Source organism: Pseudomonas sp. QD4 (assembly GCF_049199125.1).
In the GTDB taxonomy this organism is placed as follows: domain Bacteria; phylum Pseudomonadota; class Gammaproteobacteria; order Pseudomonadales; family Pseudomonadaceae; genus Aquipseudomonas.
In genome coordinates, this window is the sequence record NZ_JBLZOM010000001.1 from 848,417 (window position 1) to 863,947 (window position 15,531).

Consider the following 15,531-nt stretch of genomic DNA (forward strand, 5'->3'; position numbering starts at 1 on the left):
GACTTTGTGAAATGAACGATTCAGATCAGCAGCAACCGTCATTTTCCGCTCAGCGTCGCCGCGTGCTGCTGGGCATGGGCGCCGCCGGCGTCGCCCTGGCCGGCTCGGCCCTGAGCTGCCCGGCGATGGCCGCCAGCACACCGGCCCAGGTCACCGAGGCGCCGAGCAGCGACAAGACCCAGGACCGCCACGACTTCCACGGTCAGCACCAGAGCGGCATCGTCACCCCGCGCCCGGCAGCCGGCATGCTGGTGTCGTTCGACGTCCTGGCCAGCGACCGCGAAGACCTGGAGCGCCTGTTCCGTACTCTCAACGAACGCATCAGCTTCCTGATGCGTGGCGGCCCGGTGGCCGAGATCGACCCGAAACTGCCACCGCCCGACTCCGGCATCCTGGGCCCGGTGGTGACCCCGGACAACCTGACTATCACCGTCTCGGTCGGCGAGTCGTTGTTCGATGAGCGCTTCGGCCTGGGCGACGCCAAGCCCAAGCGCCTGATCCGCATGGTCGGCTTTCCCAACGACGCCCTGGAAGCCGACTGCTGCCATGGCGACTTGAGCCTGCAGTTCTGCTCCAACACCACCGACACCAACATTCACGCCCTGCGCGACATCGTGAAAAACCTGCCGGACCTGTTGCTGGTGCGCTGGAAACAGGAAGGCAGCGTGCCGCCCCAGGCCCCGGTCCGTGCCGGCGAACCGGCGCAGAGCGCCCGCAATTTCCTGGGCTTTCGCGACGGTTCGGCCAACCCCGATTCCAACGACCAGAGCGCCATGACGCGGCTGGTGTGGGTCCAGCCGGGCAGCGACGAGCCGGCCTGGGCCGCCCACGGCAGCTATCAGGCGGTGCGCATCATCCGCAACTTTGTCGAGCGCTGGGACCGCACGCCGCTGCAGGAGCAGGAAAGCATCATCGGCCGGATCAAGACCACCGGCGCGCCCATGGGCGGCCAGCACGAAACCCAGGTCCCCGACTACCAGCAGGACCCCCACGGCAAGTTGACCAAGCTCGATGCACACATTCGCCTGGCCAATCCGCGCACCGCGCAAACCGAAAAAAACCTGATCCTGCGCCGCCCGTTCAACTACTCCAACGGCGTCAACAAGAACGGTCAGCTGGATATGGGGCTGCTGTTCATCTGCTACCAGGCTGACCTGGAGCAAGGCTTCATTGCGGTCCAGACCCGGCTCAACGGCGAGCCCCTGGAGGAATACCTCAAGCCGGTCGGCGGCGGTTATTTCTTCACCCTGCCGGGTGTGACCGGCGACCAGGACTTTATCGGTCGCACATTGCTCAACGCCACCCAACCCAAAACCTCTGCTTGAAACAACCCACCCCCCACGGAAACGTCCCATGAAAAAGTCGCCTCTTGCTGTGTTGCTGACCCTTGGCTTGCTCCATGTTCCGCTTTCGGCTTTTGCCGCCACGTCGCCGCTGGAACTGGTGGGGCCGATTTCCGACTACAAGATCTACGTCACCGAGCAGCTCGACGAGCTCGCCAGCCACACCCAGCAATTCACCGACGCGGTGAAAAAAGGCGACCTGGCCACCGCCAAGAAGCTCTATGCCCCGACCCGCGTGTACTACGAGTCGATCGAGCCGATTGCCGAGCTGTTCAGTGACCTCGATGCGTCCATCGACTCCCGGGTCGACGACCACGAGAAAGGCGTCAAGGCCGAGGACTTCACCGGGTTCCACCGCCTGGAGTACTCACTGTTCTCGGAAAACAGCACCCAGGGCCTGGATGAGCTGGCCGACGGCCTGAACAAGGACGTCAAGGACCTGCAGACCCGCGTCGCCGGCCTGACCTTCCCTCCGGAAAAAGTCGTGGGTGGCGCCGCCGCCCTGCTTGAAGAAGTGGCCGCGACCAAGATCTCGGGTGAAGAAGACCGCTACAGCCACACCGACCTGTATGACTTCCAGGGCAACATCGACGGCGCGAAAAAAATCGTCGACCTGTTCCGTCCGCAGATAGAGAAGCAGGACAAGGCCTTCGTGGCCAAGGTCGACAAGAACTTCGCCACGGTGAACAAGATCCTGGCCAAGTACAAAACCGCCGACGGTGGCTTCCAGACCTATGACAAGGTCAAGGAAAACGATCGCAAGGCGCTGGTCGGCCCGGTCAACACCCTGGCTGAAGACCTGTCGACCCTGCGCGGCAAACTGGGCCTGAACTGACCCCGGCTGTCGCTGCCGCAGGCCCTGCCCCGGGCTCTGCGGCCCCTGTCGCGCAGGCAGCCCATGCCTGCGGCGGCAGCTTTGCCCGCGCCATTGCCAAGCATCTGCACACACTCGCCTGTACCCGCCCGCGCCCTGTCGGGCTACCATCAGCCGCGCCAATAACCCTGAGCCTTCGCCCGCTGCTTGTATAAGGCCGCGAAACGCCCGCCCCTCATGGATGATTTTTTATGCCCAGTTCAACGGCCACCACCACTCAGCCGCTGACCGCCACCCCGTTCAAACTGTTCCCACTGATGATCGCGTACATGGCCTGCACCATGTCGATGATGGCGTTCGTTTCCCTGATTGGCCCGCTGTCGCGCGAGCTGGCACTGGCCACCTGGCAGGCCGGCGCCGCCGTGACCGTGTCCGGGGTGATCTGGGTGCTTCTGGCCCGGCCCTGGGGCGCGGCCAGCGATCGCTTTGGCCGGCGTCGGGTGCTGTTGGTCGGCACGGCCGGCTTCACCCTCGCCTACTGGGCCTTGTGCCTGTTTATCGACGTCTCCCTGCGGGTGCTGCCAAGCATGTGGCTGGCCTTTCTCGGGCTGATGCTCGGGCGTGGCCTGGTCGGGGTGTTTTATGCCGCGGTGCCGGTGGGCGGTTTCGCCCTGATCGCCGATAACGTCGAACCCGAGCACCGTGCCCGCGCCATGGCCACCCTGGGTGCCGCCAATGCCGTGGGCCTGGTCCTGGGGCCGGCGTTTGCCGCGATGCTGGCCAGGGTCAGCCTGAGCCTGCCGCTGTATGCCATGGCCCTGTTGCCGCTGATTGCCTTCCTGGTGCTGCTGTTCAAGCTGCCGCGCCAGGAGCTGCACCTCAAGCAGCCGCCACGTTCGGTGCGCCTGTCCGATCCACGCCTGCGCCAGCCAATGGCGGTGGCGTTCGTGGCGATGCTGTGTGTGTCGGTGTCGCAGATCACCGTCAGCTTTTATGCCCTTGACCGTCTCGGCCTGAACCCGGCCGACGCCGCGCAAGCCGCCGGCATCGCCCTGGCCATGGTCGGCGTGGCGCTGATTTGCGCGCAATTGGTGGTGCGCAAGCTGGAATGGCCGCCGTTACGGATGATCCGAGTCGGCGCCCTGATCGCCGCCTGCGGTTATGCCGGGAGCATGCTGGTGGACAGCGCCTGGGGCCTGTGGCTGGCGTATTTTGTAGCGGCGGCGGGCATGGGCGGCATCTTCCCCTCGTTCTCGGCCCTCGCCGCCAATGCCGTGGAGGCGTCGGAGCAAGGGGCTACTGCCGGCTCGATTGGCGCGGCGCAAGGTTTCGGGGCGGTGATCGGACCGCTGACGGGCGCCCTGATCTATGCCGTCGAGCCACGGCTGCCGTACCTGATGGCAGCGCTGCTGTTGATCCTGGTGGCCCTGTGGCCGGACAGCAAGACCCCGCCCCGGCCCGCTTGACCGGGCAGCGCCCATGACCGCAGCCCAAGGCTGTGGTCACGGGCGCCGGCCGGATCAGAGGATGCGATAGAGCAGGCGTTCGATCCGTACCCGGCTGACCCGGCGCAGGAACTTGCCCACCGCCGCCGGGTAGTCGACCAGGCTTTCCAGGTTCTGGAAGTGCTCGATGCGCCGGGTGTGACGGAAGATTTCCTCCAGTTCGACTCGGCGCGGTTCCAGCAGCTCGCCTTTGGGGTCGTCCAGCAGCAAGGCGTTTTCCAGGTCAAGACGGAAGGCCCGCGGATTGAGGTTGTTGCCAGTCAGCAAGGTGTAGCGCTGGTCGATCCACATGCCCTTGAGGTGGTAGGTGTTATCGCCGTCGCGCCACAGGTGCAGGTTGAGCTGGCCGCTGTCGATCGCGCGCTGATGACGCTTGGCAAAGCGGCGCAGGCTGATCTCGTAGAGGTACGGCAGCGCGGCGATGACCTTGAACGGCTCGCTCGGCGGGATGTAGAAGTCGTTGGCGGTCTTGTCGCCGACGATGATGTCTATCTTCACCCCACGGGCCAGGGCCCGGTTGATCTCGCGGGTGACCGCCAACGGCAGGTTGAAATACGGGGTGCAGATGGTCAGCTGCTGCTGGGCGCTGGCAATCAGTTCGCAGATCACCCGGCTCAGCGGGTTGTTTTTGCCCACGCCGAGCAACGGGCTGACCGACAATTCACCCTTGGTCACGCTCCCGGCGCTGGTGTCATAGGCCGCGTGCTTGAGGCGGCTGCGCAGGTCGCCGATGTCGTTGCGCAGGCTGCGGGTGGTCGGCAGGCCGGGCAGGTCCAGGCGATGCACCGCACGCGAGGCCACCAGGCCGTGCTGCACCAGGTGCTGCATGGAGTCGGCCAGGGCCTGGTTGCGCAACAGGTGGTAACGGTCGAAACGGTATTTGTCGAATTTGTGCAGGTAGACGTTGTTCAGGCTCGCGCCGCTGTAGATCACGCAGTCGTCGATCACAAAGCCCTTGAGGTGCAACACGCCGAACAGCTCTCGGGTTTGCACCGGCACCCCGTACACCGGCACTTCGCTGGCGTGGGTACGGGTCATGTCCTGATACCAGGCCGAGTTGCCCGGCTGCTTGCCGGCGCCGATCAGGCCGCGCTGGGCCCTGAGCCAATCAACCACCACCACCACGTCCAGCTCGGGGCGGGCAGCCTTGGCGGCGTGCAGGGCATCCATGATTTCCTGCCCGGCTTCGTCCTGTTGCAGGTACAGCGCGACGATATAGATGCGCTGGGTAGCCTGGGCGATCTGTTCCAGCAAGCAGCGGCGGAACTCGGCGGCGCCGGAAAGAATGGTGACGGCATCGGCGGTCAACGGAAAGCTGCGCAGTTTGGGCAGCAGGGAGCGTTTGAAAAGCGACGGCATAGGGCTCGCAGTGGCTCGAAATCCAAAGAGCCGACGAGCTTACACCAAGCGACCGCTCGGGTCTTGTGGCGGTCGTCACGGCCGCTATCGATGCTGCCGACGACCCGTGGCGTCGGGCCGGCAGTTGGCGCCAGCGCGACAAGGGTGTAAACACTCCCTGCACGCAACCATGACTGGAGACGCCCGATGTCATCTGCCCCAGAAGTTCGTCCGCCCCTGCCCCCGTTCAGCCGCGAGTCGGCGCTGCACAAGGTTCGCCTGGCCGAAGACGGCTGGAACTCCCGCGACCCCGAGCGCGTGTCCCTGGCTTATACCCTGGACACCCAATGGCGCAACCGCGCCGAGTTCATCCATGACCGCGCACAGGCCAAGGCCTTCCTGACCCGCAAATGGGCCAAGGAGCTGGACTACCGATTGATCAAGGAACTCTGGGCCTTTGCCGATAACCGCATCGCCGTGCGTTATGCCTATGAATGGCATGACGACTCCGGCAACTGGTTCCGTTCCTACGGCAATGAAAACTGGGAGTTCGACGAGCACGGCCTGATGGCCAAGCGTTACGCCTGCATCAACGACCTGCCGATCAAGGCCGGCGAACGGCTGTTCCACTGGCCTTTGGGCCGGCGCCCGGACGATCATCCGGGCCTCAGCGAGCTGGGGTTGTAACCGAGGCCTGCGCGGGGCGCTGCCGGCCCCGCGCGGCGAATCAGGCGGCCTGTTCGCGTTGCGCCGCGGCCTTGGCTTCCAGCTCGCGCACCAGTGGCAACACCCGCTTGCCGAAGTATTCCACCTCTTCCTGGAAGTGCAGGAAGCCCGCCAGCACCAGGTCCACCCCCACCGACTTGAGTTCGACGATGCGCTCGGCGATCTGCTGCGGGGTACCGATCAGGTTGGTCTTGAAACCGTCGTTGTACTGCACCAGGTCTTCGAAGGTGGATTTGGCCCAGTTACCTTCGCCTTCCGGTGAGGCCTTGCCGGCCTGCTTTGCCGCATCGCCAAAGGCGTTGACGGCCTCGGGGTCGGCCTGGTCGATGATCTGCGCCAGTACTGCGCGGGCCTCTTCCTCGGTATCCCGGGCAATGACAAAGGCATTGACCCCGACTTTTACCGAATGGTTGTTCAGCGCGGCCTTGGCCCGAATGTCGTCGACCTGGGCCTTGATCCCCTGCGGCGTGTTGCCGTTGGTGAAGTACCAGTCCGACACCCGCGCCGCCATGTCGCGCGCCGCCCGTGAACTGCCGCCCTGAAAGACCTCCGGCTGGCCCAGGGGCTTGGGCTTGAGGCTGTAGTTGTCGAACCGGTAGAAGTCGCCCTTGAAGGTGAAGTTGTCTTGGGACCAGATGCCCTTCAGCGAGCGGATGAACTCTTCGGAACGGCGATAACGCTCATCGTGTTCCAGCCAGTGCTCGCCGATGGCCTGGAATTCACCCTTGAACCAGCCGCTGACGATGTTGACCGCGATGCGGCCATTGGTCAGTTGGTCGATAGTCGCCAATTGCTTGGCCGCCAGCGCCGGCTTCCATGGCCCGGGCAGGATCGCCGCGATCACTTTGAGCGTGCTGGTGGCGGCCAGCAGCGCATGGCTGAACGCCACGGATTCATGCTGGAACTCGGCACCGTAACCGGCAGTGAAGCGGATCTGGGTCAAGGCGTATTCAAAGCCGGCGGCTTCGGCCAGTTGCGCCAGCTTGCGGTTGTAGTCGATGCCCCAGTCGGTGCGTTGTTCGATCTTGCTGACCACCAGCCCACCGCTGACGTTGGGCACCCAGTAGGCAAATTTGACGGCTTGCTGACTCATTGGCTTGTCCTCGGGACTAGAGAAGGTATGGCTAGCAGAGCAGCAAGCGTGCCAGTTGCCAGCGCTGCGCCTGCAGGCCCGGGCTCCATGGCCTGCAGCGGGCGGAGTACAGCCATCGGGCGCTGTTTTGCGAGGGGCATTCGCGGCCCGACGGATGCCGCACCAAACCCCGGCCACTTCCCATGAAAGACAGCGATTTGTTGAAGCGCTGTTGGCCGAGCAACAGTTACCAGCCCGACAGCCAGCGCCAGCCCCAGAAAAACCGGGGCCTGCAACTGCGGCATGGAGTGTGCAAACGTCTGGGCAGACACCTGCTCTTCAACTGCCGATTCAAGGAACCGTCCCATGACTGAACACCAGGTAATCAACCCGCTGTCCATTGGCGTCGACTACGAGGCCCTGGCCGCGCGCTTTCGCCCGATCTTCAAGCAGATCGCCGACGGCGCGGTACAACGTGAGCAAAACCGCAGCCTGCCCCATGAACCGATCCAGTGGCTGAAGCAGGCCGGGTTCGGCGCAGTGCGGGTGCCGGTGGAGTACGGTGGCGGTGGCGCGTCCCTGCCGCAACTGTTCCAACTGCTGATCGAGCTGGCTGAAGCCGATTCCAATGTGCCGCAGGCCCTGCGCGGGCACTTCGCCTTTGCCGAGGACCGCCTCAACGCCGCCCCGGGTCCGGGACGGGACCTGTGGTTCAAGCGTTTCGTCGAGGGCGACATCGTCGGTTGCGCCTGGACCGAGATCGGCAACGTGGCGATTGGCGATGTGGTCACCAAAGTCTCGCCCGACGGCGACGCCTGGAAGCTCAATGGCGAGAAGTTCTACAGCACCGGCAGCATTTTCTCTGACTGGATCGACGTCTACGCCCAGCGCAGCGACACCGGCGGCGATGTAATCGCGGCCGTGCGTGCGCGCCAACCGGGCATCGAGCACAGCGATGACTGGGACGGCTTCGGCCAGCGCACCACGGGCAGCGGCACTTCGCGCTTTCGCGATGCCGCGGTCGACGCCGAGAACGTCATCGACTTCGCCACCCGCTTCAAGTACCAGACCGCCTTCTATCAACTGGTGCTGCTGGCCACCCTGGCCGGGATCGGGCGCGCCGCGCTGCGCGACGTGGCCCATGAAGTACGCAGCCGCAAGCGCATCTACAGCCACGGCAATGCGCCGCGGGTCAGCGAAGACCCCCAGGTGCAGCAGGTGGTCGGCGAAGTCGCCGCCTGGGTGTACGCCGCCGAAGCCAGTGCCGTGCGCGCCGCAGAGCCCGCGCAACGTGCCTACCTGGCACGCTTTGCCGGGGATGAGGCGCTGGAGCGTGAAGCCAATGTCGCCGCGGAAATCGAATCGGCCACCGCCCAGGTGGTGGTCAGCGAACTGATCCAGCGGGCCACCACCCAGTTGTTCAACGCTCTGGGGGCGTCGGACATCCGCCAGGGCAAGGCCCTCGACCGCCATTGGCGCAATGCCCGTACCGTGTCCTCGCACAACCCGGTGATCTACAAGGCGCGGATCATCGGCGACTGGGTGGTCAACGGCAACGAACCACCCTTTGTCTGGCAGATCGGCAACGGGCCGCAGAAGGCCTAGGCCACTGCAGCCGGGTCCCTTTGGCGAAGGGGCCCTGGCTGCGGCCAGTGTGCAATAGCGTCGGTCACGGTCGCGTGGCGACCTGGGTTGCAGGTAATATGTCGGTCTTTCGCGCAGCCCCCTTTGCGCTTCCCGCCGAAATAAGCCGAACCCATGCCTTTCGAACTCAGCGTAGACCTGACCACCCTCGCCATTCTCACCTTCGTAGCCTTTATCGCCGGCTTCATCGACGCCATTGCCGGCGGTGGCGGCCTGCTCACCACCCCGGCACTGCTCACCGCCGGATTGCCGCCCCACCTGGTGCTGGGCACCAACAAGCTCAGCTCGACCTTCGGCTCGGCCACCGCCAGCTTTACCTTCTATCGCCGCAAGCTGTTCCATCCACGGCAGTGGACCCACGCCATCGTCGGCACCCTGGTGGGCGGACTGGTGGGTGCGGTGGTCGCCCATTACCTGCCCGCCGAGTGGCTGAACAAGATGCTGCCGGTGATTGTTTTTGCCTGCGGCCTGTACCTGTTGTTTGGTGGCACGCCCAAGGCGCCGCTGGACAGCGATGCTCCGATCAAGAAGAAATGGCAATCGACCCAGGGCTTCAGCCTGGGCTTCTACGACGGCATTGCAGGTCCAGGCACCGGTGCCTTCTGGACCGTCAGCAGCCTGCTGCTCTACCCCATCGACCTGGTCAAGGCCAGCGGTGTGGCGCGCAGCATGAACTTCGTCAGCAACGCCGCGGCGTTGTCGGTGTTTGTGTTTTCCGGGCAGGTGGACTGGATCATCGGCCTGTGCATGGGCCTCTCGGTGATGGTCGGCGCCTTCTTCGGTGCTCGCACCGCCATCAGTGGCGGCGCCAAATTCATTCGCCCGGTGTTCATCACCGTGGTCCTGGGCCTGACCGTACGCCTGGCCTGGCAACACTGGTTCAGCGTCGCCTGACAGCCCTTTGTCGCCGCTGAGCGAGCTCGCGTGATTCCTGAAGCGATGCGTTGTTGCGGATGGCCAGCGCAAGGCTGCGCTGGCCGATGTAGGCGCCAGCGTTAGTCCTGAAGTGTTGTGTGTTGCGGGTAGCCAGCACAGCCTGCGGCAGCGGCTACAGGCGCTCTGCTCAGGTGGGGAGGATGGGCTCGGGTTGGCCCAGGCGCTGGGCGACATAGAGGTCGATCAGGTAACGGGCGATCGAGCGCGAGGCGGGCAATGGCGGCAGGTTGCGGATGTTGAACCACTGCGCGTCTTCGATCTCATCGGCCTGGGGCACGATCTCGCCACCGGCGTACTCGGCGTGAAAGCCCAGCATCATCGAATGCGGAAACGGCCAGCATTGGCTGCCGACGTACTGGATGTTCTGCACCTCGACCTGCACTTCTTCGCGCACTTCGCGAATCAGGCATTCCTCCGCCGACTCCCCCGGCTCGGCGAAACCGGCCAGGGTGCTGTAGACCCCCGTCACAAAACGCGGCGAGCGCGCCAGCAGCACGTCGTCACCACGGGTGATCAGCACGATCATGCTCGGCGAAATCCGCGGGTAGCTGCGCAAGTCGCAGGGCTCGCAGTACATCGCCCGCTCCCGGGGTACTTGATGCGTCGGCTGCCCGCAGTTGCCGCAGAAGCGGTGCTCGCGGGCCCAGGTGCCGATCTGCGCGGCATAACCCAGGACCTTGTACAGGGTGTGGTCGCCTTCGAGCATGAATGCCCGCAAGCCTTTCCAGCTGCAGCCCGGTACTTCACTGGAATGGCTCAGCTCCAGCAGGTACACCGGCTCGCCATCCAGATGCCCGATGCCGTGCTCGGTGAGAATCGACAGGTCCTGGCGCTTGAGCCATTCCCGGGGAAACAGCGCGCCATTGTCGTCGAACAGAAAACCATCCCGGCTGCGGGCCACGGCCCAGCCGCCGGGAAGGTCGATATCCAGTACTGCTGTGGTCCAGCGTGAAGTCATAGTCACTCAATCCAGAAATTCGGGTTTCTGTTTGCTCATATGGGCGGCCATGGCCACGCGCAAGTCAGTGGATTGCAGCATGGCGGCGTTCCAGGTGGCGATGTATTCCAGGCCATCGTCGATGCGATGGTCACGCATGTAGCTGATCATTTCCTTGGTGCCGGTGATGGCGATCGGCGACTTGCCGGCGATCTCGCGGGCAATGCCCATCACCCCGTCAAGCAGGCTGGCGGCGTCGCTGTAGGTGCGATTGACCAGGCCCATGCCGCGCGCTTCCTCGGCACCGAAGGTGCGGCCAGTGTAAGCCAGTTCACGCAACATGCCGTCGCCGATGATACGCGGCAAACGTTGCAAAGTGCCGACATCGGCGGCCATGCCGATGTCGATTTCCTTGATCGAGAACTGCGCATCCTCGGCGGCATAGCGCATGTCGCAGGCGGCGATCAGGTCGATGGCACCGCCCAGGCAATAACCCTGGATCGCCGCCAGCACCGGCTTGCGGCAATTGTCCACGGCATTGAACGAGGCTTGCAGATTGAGGATCTTGCGCCGCAGCAGACGGGCATTACGCCCAACGTCCTTGCCCAGCTCGTTGGCCACCCCGGCCAGCATCATCAGGTCGATGCCCGAGGAAAAATGCTTGCCGGCGCCACTGAGCACCACCACGCGCACGGCGTCGGTGTCGTCGATCCAGCGGAAGATGTCGACGATCTCGCTCCAGAACGCGGCGTTCATGGCGTTGATCTTTTCCGGGCGGTTGATCTGCACATGGGCGATGTTGTCGGCAAGTTCGACGCGAAAGGCTTGATATTCGGACATGGCAGTGATCCTTTACTGGGCAGAAAATGAGGGCCGAACTATAGCAAGCACGGCCGCCACGCAGTAAGGCAGCGCATCGGCCAAAAGCGGGACTGGCAGCGCCCTGGCGGCCCGGTCCCGGCCGCTATGCCCCCTGCCGAATCAACGTTTTATCGCGCAAAAGGCCGCGGTTTCGTAGGGCACCGTGAGCTGCGACTTGCCTCGCAACTCAGGCTCGCTGTCGATCAGGACCTGGATCTGGCGATCGATCAGCGCCCGCTCCGTCTCACCCAGGGCTGCGATAAAACTGGTGGAGCGCACCCGATTGAACAACACGTCCTGCACCGCGCCGCTGTGGCCGTGACTGAAGTGCTGTTCCTGCAAGGGCGTAAAGCCAGGATGGGGAAAGGCGGCGCGCCAGGCCCCGGTGTAGTAGCGCGGGGTATCGCCCTGCAGGGCGTTGACGATCCTGTCCAGGCGCTCGACCCACGGCACCCGGGCATCGCGCAGGTTCCACACCAGGCCCAGCCGGCCGCCAGGCTTGAGCACGCGCTGCATTTCGTTCAATGCCTCGCGGCTGGCAAACCAGTGGAAGGCCTGGGCGCAGACCAGCGCGTCCAGTGACTGATCAGCCAGCGGGATTGCCAGGGCGCTGCCTTCCAGCGCCTCGGCCGCAGGATGGGCCGCCGCCAGCTTGGCGCGCATCTGCGCCACCGGTTCCACCGCGATCACCTTCGCACCGGTGGCCAGCAGCCGGCCAGTAAACTTGCCGGTGCCCGCGCCCAGGTCCAGCACCACTTGGCCAGGGCCCAGGCCCAGGGTGTGACGCAGCCATTGCTCGAGTTGCGGCGGGTAATCCGGCCGGCCGCGCACATAGGTGTCCGCCGCACCTTTGTAGCCGTCGGCTGCCGAATGGTGAATGGCTGGCTTTGATTCGCTCATGGTCCGCTGCTCCTGATGGATCGCCGATGGCGCTCAGCTTAGCCCTGCCCGCCCCTGGCGGCCCATGAAGAAAATGTCAGTTTCAGCCCGATGCCAGCACCGGGAACCCCGCCTAGGGGTTGGGCAGCCACAGGCGAAAACGCGCTCCGCCCAACGGCGAGGCCTCGACGGTGAGCGTGCCGTCCTGGGCTTGCAGGGCCCGCCGGCTGATGGCCAGGCCCAGGCCGAAACCACCGGTGGCACGGTCGCGACTGCGATCGAGGCGGTAGAAAGGTTCGAACACCCGTTCGCGCTCGGCCTCGGGGATTCCGATGCCATCGTCATCGACCCAGATCTCGCAGCCCTCGGTACTGACCTGGACCCCGATCTGGATGCGCTTCTCGCAATAGCGCGTGGCGTTGCGCAGGAGGTTCTGGATCGCCCGCGCAGTCAGGCGCGGGTCGAGGGTGAACCGCTCCAGGGAGCCGTTGAGCAGTACATCGATGACGATGTCCGGTGATTCCAGCTCATCGTCGACACTGCCCAGGATGCTGTCGATGAACTCGTCCAGTGCCACCTCGACCTGCTCCGGCAGGCGCGCCGGGTTTTGCAGGCGGCTGTAGGACAGCAGTTCCAGCACCAGTTCATCCAGTTCCCGGATATAGGCCACCAGGCCCTGCAGGCGCTCGCGGCTCGGCGCCGGCAGGTCGTCGGACAGCGCGAGGGCCAGGCCGAAGTCGAGCCGGGTCAGGGGCGTGCGCAGCTCGTGGGACACCGCATTGAGCAAGTCCCGTTGCTGGTTGAGGAGGTTTTCGATATCCCCGGCCATGGTGTCGAAGACATGGGCCAGGCTGCCGATGTTGGAACTGGCGGCGATGTGCGTGCGTTCGCCCAGGTGGCCTTTGCCGAAGCGTTCGGCCGTGCGCTTGAGCCGCTCCAGGTCACGCCAGTGCGGGCGCAGCCAGAACAGCAGGCACGCCAGCAACGCCGCGCCGATCAGCACGTTGATGCTCCAGTACAGCAGGTTGACGTCCAGCGGGTCCGGCGGCACTACCAGCTTTACCGCCTGCTGGCCATCCAGCGGCGCCACCGCCAGGGTCCGCCAGCCCCAGTCGCCGACACGCACGACATTTTCCCCGCGCTCCAGGCGCTCGCGCTCATACAGGCTGAAGTCGGGGTCATCGATACGCACCAGGGCCACGTGCAGCGGTTGGAACTCCTGGTCCATCTGCGCCGCCAGGCTCAGCCACTGCTCGGCCGGCACTGCGTGAAACTGCTTGATGATGAGGTTTTGCAGGCCCCGGGACTGGTCCAGGTTGTAATTCAGGAAACGATCGTGAAACACCCTGACCACCAGGTCGGGGATCAGGTAGATGGCGGCACTGAAGGTGACGATGGTGATCAGGTACAGCCGGATCAGGATCCGCAGCATGGACTCAGTATTCCCACTCGGAGCGGCTGAACAGGTAGCCCTTGCCCCATACGGTCTTGATCTTGCGCGCCTCGCCGGCGTGGTCGTCGAATTTGCGCCGCAGCTTGGAAATCGCCACGTCCACCGAGCGGTCGGTGCCGTTGAACTCGATGCCGCGCAAGCGTTGCAGGATCTGGTCGCGGCTCAGGACTTCGCCGGCATGCCGCGCCAGCACCACCAGCAGGTTGTATTCACCGCTGGACAGCTCCACCGGCTGCTCGCGCCAGGTCACGCTGCGCTCCGAAAGGTCGATGCACAGGTTGCCCATCAGGATCCGGTCGCTGGCGCTCTGAGGTTCGCTGAGGCTGCTGCGGCGCAACAGGGTACGTACCCGGGCCAGCAGGACCCGGGGTTCGCAGGGTTTGGTCACGTAGTCGTCGGCGCCCATTTCCAGGCCCAGCACCTGGTCGTGGCTGTCGTCACGGGCGGTGAGCATCAGGATCGGCAGGGTCGCCGAGTCGGAGCGCAACAGGCGACACACCTGCAAGCCGTCAAGCCCGGGCAGCATCAGGTCGAGAATCACCAGGTCCGGCGGGCTGACCCGCGCCCGTTCGCGCACCTGGTCACCGCGGCTGATCACGTTGACCTGGTAGCCGTTGCGCTCCAGGTAGCTGGCGATCAACTCCGACAGCGCGGTGTCGTCTTCGACCAGAAGGATATTGGGCATGGGGACGTCCAGAAATTGCCGACGAGCATGCGGCGAAAGTTCACGAGGGGCACAAAGGATATACAACCTCGGGCCCCAGCGCGTGCCCGCTTCACACTTTTTCACACAGCACCTACAGAGCTTCACAGCGCCCCTTGACCCTTGCCCTTAGCATGCCGGGGTCATTATTGGGGTATCAGCATGTCGAAAAACCTGTTTGCGCAACTTGGCCTGGTCGCCCTGGCCGTGACCCTGAGCGCCTGTGGCCCTTCCGCCGACAGTGAACAACAACCGCCAGCGGCCAAAGTCCGGGTTGAAACCATCGAGGCCCGGCCGCTGTCGATCAGCAGTGAGCTGAGCGGGCGGATTGCCGCGCCGCGCATCGCCGAGGTCCGCGCCCGGGTGGCCGGCGTGGTGCTGCAACGCACCTTCCGCGAGGGCAGTGACGTCAAGCAGGGCCAGGTGCTGTTCCGCATCGACCCGGCGCCGTTCAAGGCCGACCTCGACAGCGCCCTGGCCAGCCTGCGCAAGGCTGAAGCCAATGCGTTCCAGGCACGCTTGCAGGAACAGCGCTACGCCCAACTGGTCGACGACCAGGCCATCAGCGGCCAGGAGTACGACAATGCCCGGGCCAATGCCCGCCAGACCGCCGCTGAGGTCGCAGCCAATCAGGCGGCGGTGCAGCGGGCCCGGCTCAACCTGGGCTACGCCACCGTCACTGCGCCGATTTCCGGCCGCGTCGGCCGCGCCCTGGTGACTGAAGGCGCACTGGTCGGGCAGAACGAAACCACGCCCCTGGCGCTGATCCAGCAGCTGGACCCGATCCATGCCGACCTGACCCAGTCGACCCGCGAACTCAATGACCTGCGCCGGGCCTTCCGTGCCGGGCAGCTGCAGCAGGTCGGCCAGGACCAGGCCAAGGCCACCCTGATCCAGGACGACGGCAGCCTCTACCCGCTGCCGGGCAAGCTGTTGTTCGCCGATATCAGCGTCGACCCCAGCACCGGGCAGATCATCCTGCGCAGTGAATTCCCCAACCCTGACCTTGACCTGCTGCCCGGCAGCTTCGTCCGGGTGCGCCTGGAACAGGCGGTGAACCAGCAAGGCATCAGCGTGCCGCAGCGGGCCATCCTGCGCGACAGCGCTGGCATCGCCCAGGTGCTGCTGCTGGACAGCGACCTGCGCGTCAGCCAGCACCCGGTGCAACTGGGCCAGGTGCAGCAGGACCGCTGGATCGTCACCCAGGGCTTGAAACCCGGTGACCGCATTGTGGTTGAAGGCCTGCAACACGCCCGCCCCGGCGAGCAGGTACAGATCGACGACAGCCCTCTCCCCCTCGCCCAGGCTGCTCAGTAGGTA

14 protein-coding genes are annotated in these 15,531 nt (G+C 64.9%); 7 read left to right on the forward strand and 7 right to left on the reverse strand.

The genetic code is table 11. From position 1 onward, the window contains the following. Positions 1-11 precede the first annotated feature (11 nt). From efeB to ACOZJV_RS03785, 3 genes are all read left to right on the forward strand, one after another. A complete protein-coding gene (gene efeB / locus ACOZJV_RS03775; RefSeq protein WP_078472270.1) occupies positions 12-1,325 on the forward strand; it encodes an iron uptake transporter deferrochelatase/peroxidase subunit in 1,314 nt (437 codons plus the stop codon). 28 nt (positions 1,326-1,353) lie between these two features. After that, positions 1,354-2,178, forward strand: coding sequence for an iron uptake system protein EfeO (efeO, locus tag ACOZJV_RS03780; protein ID WP_078472269.1), 825 nt, complete (start codon positions 1,354-1,356; stop codon positions 2,176-2,178). A 230-nt stretch (positions 2,179-2,408) separates the two neighbouring features. Further along, on the forward strand, positions 2,409-3,623 hold the full coding sequence (locus tag ACOZJV_RS03785; protein ID WP_201130891.1) for an MFS transporter: 1,215 nt from the start codon (positions 2,409-2,411) through the stop codon (positions 3,621-3,623). 54 nt (positions 3,624-3,677) lie between these two features. On the opposite strand, the gene pssA is transcribed toward ACOZJV_RS03785, so the two are convergent. After that, complete coding sequence (gene pssA, locus ACOZJV_RS03790; protein ID WP_078472267.1) at positions 3,678-5,021, reverse strand: CDP-diacylglycerol--serine O-phosphatidyltransferase; 1,344 nt, start codon at positions 5,019-5,021, stop codon at positions 3,678-3,680. Between the two features lie 186 nt (positions 5,022-5,207). Here pssA and ACOZJV_RS03795 point away from each other — a divergent pair, with 186 nt between their 5' ends. Continuing rightward, positions 5,208-5,687, forward strand: coding sequence for a DUF1348 family protein (locus ACOZJV_RS03795; RefSeq protein WP_421546877.1), 480 nt, complete (start codon positions 5,208-5,210; stop codon positions 5,685-5,687). A gap of 40 nt (positions 5,688-5,727) precedes the next feature. Here ACOZJV_RS03795 and sfnG read toward each other — a convergent pair whose 3' ends face one another. Next, complete coding sequence (gene sfnG, locus ACOZJV_RS03800; RefSeq protein WP_078472265.1) at positions 5,728-6,819, reverse strand: dimethylsulfone monooxygenase SfnG; 1,092 nt, start codon at positions 6,817-6,819, stop codon at positions 5,728-5,730. A gap of 345 nt (positions 6,820-7,164) precedes the next feature. Here sfnG and ACOZJV_RS03805 point away from each other — a divergent pair, with 345 nt between their 5' ends. After that, positions 7,165-8,403 (forward strand): acyl-CoA dehydrogenase family protein, encoded by a 1,239-nt coding sequence (locus tag ACOZJV_RS03805; protein WP_421546878.1) that lies wholly within the window; start codon positions 7,165-7,167, stop codon positions 8,401-8,403. A gap of 153 nt (positions 8,404-8,556) precedes the next feature. Next, the gene (locus ACOZJV_RS03810; RefSeq protein WP_078472263.1) at positions 8,557-9,336 is read left to right on the forward strand and encodes a TSUP family transporter; all 780 of its coding nucleotides are present in this window, start codon (positions 8,557-8,559) and stop codon (positions 9,334-9,336) included. A 169-nt stretch (positions 9,337-9,505) separates the two neighbouring features. Here the strand turns inward: ACOZJV_RS03810 and nudC are convergent, their stop codons facing one another. The 5 genes from nudC to ACOZJV_RS03835 form a co-directional block, all read right to left on the reverse strand. After that, positions 9,506-10,336 carry an NAD(+) diphosphatase gene (gene nudC, locus ACOZJV_RS03815; protein WP_201130888.1) on the reverse strand — a complete coding sequence of 277 codons (831 nt, stop codon included), beginning with the start codon at positions 10,334-10,336 and terminating at the stop codon, positions 9,506-9,508. Between the two features lie 6 nt (positions 10,337-10,342). Then, positions 10,343-11,155, reverse strand: coding sequence for a crotonase/enoyl-CoA hydratase family protein (locus ACOZJV_RS03820; protein ID WP_201130887.1), 813 nt, complete (start codon positions 11,153-11,155; stop codon positions 10,343-10,345). 141 nt (positions 11,156-11,296) lie between these two features. Beyond that, complete coding sequence (locus ACOZJV_RS03825; protein WP_078472260.1) at positions 11,297-12,076, reverse strand: class I SAM-dependent methyltransferase; 780 nt, start codon at positions 12,074-12,076, stop codon at positions 11,297-11,299. Positions 12,077-12,188: 112 nt separating this feature from the next. Then, positions 12,189-13,487 (reverse strand): ATP-binding protein, encoded by a 1,299-nt coding sequence (locus tag ACOZJV_RS03830; RefSeq protein WP_421546879.1) that lies wholly within the window; start codon positions 13,485-13,487, stop codon positions 12,189-12,191. A gap of 4 nt (positions 13,488-13,491) precedes the next feature. Then, positions 13,492-14,193, reverse strand: coding sequence for a response regulator transcription factor (locus ACOZJV_RS03835; protein ID WP_020298020.1), 702 nt, complete (start codon positions 14,191-14,193; stop codon positions 13,492-13,494). Between the two features lie 180 nt (positions 14,194-14,373). On the opposite strand from ACOZJV_RS03835, the gene ACOZJV_RS03840 reads away from it, so the two are divergent. Next, positions 14,374-15,528 carry an efflux RND transporter periplasmic adaptor subunit gene (locus ACOZJV_RS03840; protein ID WP_201130885.1) on the forward strand — a complete coding sequence of 385 codons (1,155 nt, stop codon included), beginning with the start codon at positions 14,374-14,376 and terminating at the stop codon, positions 15,526-15,528. Positions 15,529-15,531: the final 3 nt, after the last annotated feature.